This is a genomic window from Segeticoccus rhizosphaerae, from assembly GCF_009192725.1.
GTDB classification, from domain to species: domain Bacteria; phylum Actinomycetota; class Actinomycetes; order Actinomycetales; family Dermatophilaceae; genus Segeticoccus; species Segeticoccus rhizosphaerae.
On record NZ_VOHR01000263.1, the window covers coordinates 1 to 5,254 of the forward strand.

5 protein-coding genes are annotated in these 5,254 nt (G+C 68.9%); 4 read left to right on the plus strand and 1 reads right to left on the minus strand.

Annotation, left to right across the window (positions count from 1 at the left end; all coding sequences use genetic code 11):
- The coding region (locus FRW57_RS16745; RefSeq protein ID WP_238999469.1) for a heterodisulfide reductase-related iron-sulfur binding cluster at nucleotides 1-324 on the minus strand (324 nt) is incomplete at its 3' end.
- Between the two features lie 197 nt (nucleotides 325-521).
- Between FRW57_RS16745 and FRW57_RS16750 the strand changes: the two genes are divergently transcribed.
- The 4 genes from FRW57_RS16750 to FRW57_RS16760 all read left to right on the plus strand — a co-directional run.
- Nucleotides 522-2,396: an ABC transporter substrate-binding protein gene (locus tag FRW57_RS16750; RefSeq protein WP_137121367.1), complete on the plus strand. Its 1,875-nt coding sequence runs from the start codon at nucleotides 522-524 to the stop codon at nucleotides 2,394-2,396.
- 88 nt (nucleotides 2,397-2,484) lie between these two features.
- The gene (locus FRW57_RS24125) at nucleotides 2,485-3,531 is read left to right on the plus strand and encodes an ABC transporter permease (RefSeq protein WP_203230379.1); all 1,047 of its coding nucleotides are present in this window, start codon (nucleotides 2,485-2,487) and stop codon (nucleotides 3,529-3,531) included.
- A complete protein-coding gene (locus FRW57_RS24130; RefSeq protein WP_338016644.1) occupies nucleotides 3,528-4,448 on the plus strand; it encodes an ABC transporter permease in 921 nt (306 codons plus the stop codon). The genes FRW57_RS24125 and FRW57_RS24130 overlap by 4 nt, the downstream gene beginning before the upstream one ends.
- Nucleotides 4,448-5,254, plus strand: an 807-nt coding sequence (locus tag FRW57_RS16760) for an ABC transporter ATP-binding protein (RefSeq protein WP_152186528.1), incomplete at its 3' end; no start/stop codon positions are given. The genes FRW57_RS24130 and FRW57_RS16760, both read left to right, overlap by 1 nt.

The window sequence follows — 5,254 nt, forward strand, 5'->3', positions numbered from 1 at the left end:
CGCGCGGGCCGCGAGCCGCTCGTCACCGGCCCGCTCGGCCACCACCGCGTGCTGGTGCCGCACCGATCCCACGCACGATCCCGACGGCGCCACGATCGCCTCGACGCCGTCGGCGATCGCCTGCTCGAAGACGTCCACGTGGTGACGGACCAGTCCGAGCGCGTCCTGTTGGTAGCCGGTGTTGACGTGCATCTGCCCGCAGCAGGTCTGGTCGGTGGGGAAGACGACCTCGTGCCCCAGCCGCTCGAGCACCCGCACGGTCGCCTTGCCTACGTCGGGGAACAGCACGTCGCCGAGGCAGGTCACGAACAGCGCGATCTTCATGCGGACAGTCTGCCCGTGGTGCGCAACCTCGGCGAGCGGCGACCGCGTGGAGGTTATTGCCGTTTGATAACCACTGATCGAAACTCGTTGACATCTGGGCGGCACGGTGATTGGTTGTCCGAATCGGCCGTGGAGTGTCGGGGTGCCCGCATCCGCCTCCTTCCGGACCGGTCCCCACCCTGTGAAGGAGCACGCACATGAGGTCCCCCGCCCACCGAGGTGTCCGTCCCATCGCCGCCACGGCGACCGCATCGGCGGTCCTTGCCCTGGCGGGAGTGCCGGCCCTCGCCTCCACCGCGTCGGCGGTCGACGAGGGTGGCAAGCACATCCTCAAGGTCGCCTACAGCTCGACGATCGACACCTTCAACCCCTTCGTCTCGATCTACCTCACGCCAACCGGCATCAACCGGATGGTCTACGAGAACCTCGTGCAGTACTCCGCCAAGGACGGCTCCCCGATCCCGGGCCTCGCGGAGAGCTGGGACACCAGCAAGGACGGCAAGACCTGGACCTTCCACATCCGTCCGGGCATGAAGTGGTCCGACGGCCAGCCGATCACCTCTGCGGACCCGCAGTGGACCTACACGCAGATGATGACCAACGAGGCCATGTCGCAGGCCAACGGCTCGCTGGTGACCAACTTCGCCAAGGTCTCGGCCCCGGACCCGGACACCCTCGTCATCACGATGAAGGAGGGCACAGCGGTCAACCCGGGCATCGAGATCCCGGTCGTGCCCAAGCACGTGTGGAGCAAGCTGAAGAACCCGGCCAAGTTCGACAACTCCAAGGACGTCGTGGGTTCGGGTCCCTATGTGCTGGAGTCCTACAAGCCCAGCCAGCAGGTGGTGCTCAAGCCCAACCCGAACTTCTGGCGGGGCAAGCCGAAGATGGACGGCGTCACCTATGTCAACTTCAAGAACGGCGACGCCGCGGTGCAGGGTCTCAAGGCCGGCACCATCGACCTGATCGGCGGCCTGGAGGTGCCGCAGTTCGACGCGCTGAAGGATGCCAAGGGCGTAACGGTCAACTCCGGTAGCGGCCGTCGCTTCACCGGCCTCGGACTCAACCCGGGGGCGACCACCAAGGACGGCACCCCGATGGGTGACGGCAACCCGGTCCTCAAGGACCCGGTGGTCCGCCGCGCCATCCGGCAGGCGATCAACATCCCGGCCCTGATGGACAAGATGCTGCAGGGACACGGCACGCTCGCCACCTCGTTCGTGCCGGCCGTCTTCCCGCAGTGGCACTGGCACCCGGACAAGTCGAAGCTGGCGACCTATGAGCCCGACGCCGCAAACGCCGCGCTCGACCAGGCCGGCTACAAGAAGGGCCCGGACGGCATCCGGCTGGGCAAGGACGGCAAGCCGATCGTGCTGCGCCTGCTGGGGGACAACTCCGACTCCACCGACAAGCAGATGGCCGACTACATCATGCCGTGGCTGAAGAAGATCGGGATCAAGGTCGACCTGCAGATGTCCGACGGTGACGCGATCTCGGTCGACCTGCAGAAGGCCAACTACGACATGTACTTCACCGGCTGGAGCCTCGGGTCCGACCCCGACTTCCAGCTCGGCATCAACACCTGCAGCGCGCTGCCGGTCAAGCCGAACGGCGAGGGCGGCACCAGCATGGACTTCTGGTGCGACAAGAAGTTCGACAAGCTCTACGAGGAGCAGCACGCCGAGCTCGACCAGGGCAAGCGTGAGCAGATCGTGCAGAAGATGCTCGCGATGCACTACAACGCGGCTCCCTCGATCGACTTCTGGTACGGCGACAGCCTCGAGGCCTACCGCTCTGACCACGTGGCCGGCATGATCAAGATGCCCAAGAAGGGCGGCATGCTCACCGGGCAGTCCGGCTACTGGGCGGTCTGGGGCGCCCACCCCGCGAACGCGCAGGACGTCAAGAAGGCCGAGAGCGCCAGCAACCCCACCGGCAGCGCCGGCAACGACGACGGTGGCGGCATGGGCGGCGGCGCCTGGGCGGGCATCATCGCCGCAGCGGTCGTGGTGCTCGGTGGTGGCGGCTTCCTCGCCAGCAAGAAGAAGAAGCCCGCCGACGACCGCGAGTGACCGACGCCAGCAGGCGCGGGGCGACCGATGCCTCGTGCCTGCCGGCGTGTCCGCGGCCTGGCCCGCGCCTCCCGAGGAACGAGATCGCATGTCCAACACCCTGATCGACTCCGACGCCGTCGACGCGGTCGAACCGCTCGAAGGCGACCGGGACGCACGGGTCGGGTCGTCGTTCGGCCAGTTCGCCGCGCGCAAGGTCGGTGGCGCCGTCGTCAGCATGGTCATGGTGGTGCTGCTCGGCTTCTTCGCCTTCCGCATCCTGCCGGGCGACCCGGTGCGCACCATGACCCGCGGCCGGGTCATGTCCGCCGAGCAGCTGGCCGCCATGAAGCACCAGCTGGGACTCGACAAGTCGGTGCTCCAGCAGTTCTGGATCTACCTGAAGGACCTGCCGCAGGGCAAGCTCGGCACCTCCTACGTCTACAAGCGGCCGGTGTCCGACCTGATCATGGACCACCTCGGTCCGACGCTCCTGCTCACCAGCATCGCGGCCTTCGTCGCGATCGTCCTCGGCCTGTGGGTGGGGCAGAAGGCCGCCTGGGCGCGTGGCAGCTGGTTCGACCGCACCCACACCGCGACCGCGTTGATCCTGTGGTCGGTGCCGACCTTCTGGCTGGGTCTGATCCTGCTGCTGGTCTTCGCCGGCTGGCTGCAGATCCTGCCGCCCGGTGGCTACGACAGCGGGGACGGCTCCACCGGGCTCGCACACGTCCTGGACGTCGCCCAGCACCTCGTCCTCCCGGTGATCACCATGGTCGCGGTCACCTATGCGCAGTACCTCCTGGTGATGCGCGCCTCGTTGATCGAGGAGATGGACGCCCCCTACCTGGTGACCGCCCGCGCCAAGGGCCTGCGCGAGGACCTCGTGCGCCGCCGGCACGCGGTGCCCAACGCCCTGCTGCCGACCGTGACTCTGGTGTTCCTGCACCTGGGCGGGCTCATCGCCGGCGCCGTCACCACCGAGACGGTGTTCTCCTGGCCGGGACTCGGCTGGCTCACCTACTCCGCCCTCGACGGTCCGGACCTGCCGCTGCTGCAGGGCACCTTCGTCGTCTTCTCCGCCATCGTGATCCTGATGAACCTGATCGCCGACCTCATCTACCGCTTCCTCGACCCTCGGGTGCGTGCGCTGTGAGCACCAGTTCGTCCAACCGGACACAGCGCGCACCGCGCAACGTCACCTCCGCCCGCCGCCGGGCCCGGATGGCGCAGGTGTGGCGTGAGTTCCGGCGCAGCCGCAGTGGCGTCGCCGGACTGGTCATCCTGCTCGTGGTGGTGGCGCTGGCCCTGCTCGCCCCGGTCATCGCGCCGGACCGGCTGCTGGACGTCACCCAGCTGCTCGACAACCCGATCAACCACCCGCCGACCTGGCAGTTCCCGCTCGGCACCGACCCCTCCGGCCGGTCCGTCCTGGTGGTGCTCCTGTGGGGCGCACGGGTGTCGCTGCTCGTCGGCGTGGTCGCCACCGTCATCTCGATGGTGATCGGCACGACCGTCGGTATGGCGGCCGGTCACTTCGGTGGGTGGACCGGCGCCGCCCTGATGCGGGTCATCGACTTCTTCCTCGTCCTGCCGTCGCTCGTCCTCGCGATCGTGCTGGCGTCCGTGCTGAGCCGCAGCGTCTGGACCGTCATCCTCGCGATCGGCATCACCAGCTGGGCCGGCACCGCCCGCGTCGTCCGGTCGCAGACGCTCACCGTCGACGCCCGGCCGTACATCGAACGGGCGTGGGCCCTCGGGGCGGGGCACGGACACGTCATACGCAAGCACGTGCTGCCGGCGGTCATGCCCCTGGTCATGGCCAACACCACCCTGACCGTCGGCTCGGCGATCATCGCGGAGGCCACCTTGTCCTTCCTCGGCCTCGGTGACACCAGCAAGCAGTCGTGGGGGACCATGCTCAAGCTGGCCCTCGACTCCGGTGCCGCGACCGGCGGCTTCTGGTGGTTCATCCTGCCGCCGGGTGTCGCCATCGTCATCGTGGTGCTGGCCTTCACCCTCGTCGGTCGCGCCTTCGAGGCCGTCATCAACCCGAGCCTGCGGGAGCGCTGATGCCCGAGCTGATCCTGGAGGACGTCTCCATCACCTACGCCTCCCGCATCGACACCTCGCGCGGTGACGTCCAGGCGGTGCGCGGAGTGAGCCTCACGCTGCCCGAAGGCGGCACGCTCGGCATCGCCGGCGAGTCGGGCTCCGGCAAGTCCACGCTGGCCATGTCCATCCTGCGGCTGCTGCCCAAGAGCGCGCGGGTCGAGGGCCAGGTGCTGCTCGACGGCGAGGACGTCCTGGGGCTGTCGTGGGGCAGGCTGCGGGCGCTGCGGTGGAGCGAGGCGGCCGTGGTCTTCCAGGGCGCCATGCACTCGCTCAACCCGGTCCGGCGGATCGGCGCGCAGATCGAGGAGGCCCTCGAGCTGCACGTCAAGGACGACTACCGCACCGAGAAGGCACGCAAGGCCCGGGTGCACCGGCTCCTGCGCGACGTGGACCTGCCGCAGGCGAAGGCGTCGTCGTTCCCGCACGAGCTGTCCGGCGGCCAGCGGCAGCGCGCGATGATCGCCATGGCGCTCGCCTGCGACCCGGAGATGATCATCGCCGACGAGCCGACCACGGCCCTCGACGTCGTGGTGCAGGCGCAGGTGCTCGAGTTGCTGTCGGGTCTGGTGCGCGAGCGCGGCCTCTCGCTGATCTTCATCAGCCACGACCTGTCCGTGCTGCGCACCGCCTGCGAGCGCATCGCCGTCATGCGCGACGGCGTCGTGCTCGAGGAGGGGCCGAGCGAGCAGGTCGCGACGGCGCCGCGCCACCCCTACACCGCAGCGCTCGCGGCCGCGTTCCCCCGGATCGGCGACCCCGCGTCG

Coding starts and splice junctions, on each gene's coding strand:
- FRW57_RS16750 (WP_137121367.1), top strand. CDS start 522: ATGAGGTCCCCCGCCCACCGAGGTGTCCGTCCCATCGCCGCCACGGCG.
- FRW57_RS24125 (WP_203230379.1), top strand. CDS start 2,485: ATGTCCAACACCCTGATCGACTCCGACGCCGTCGACGCGGTCGAACCG.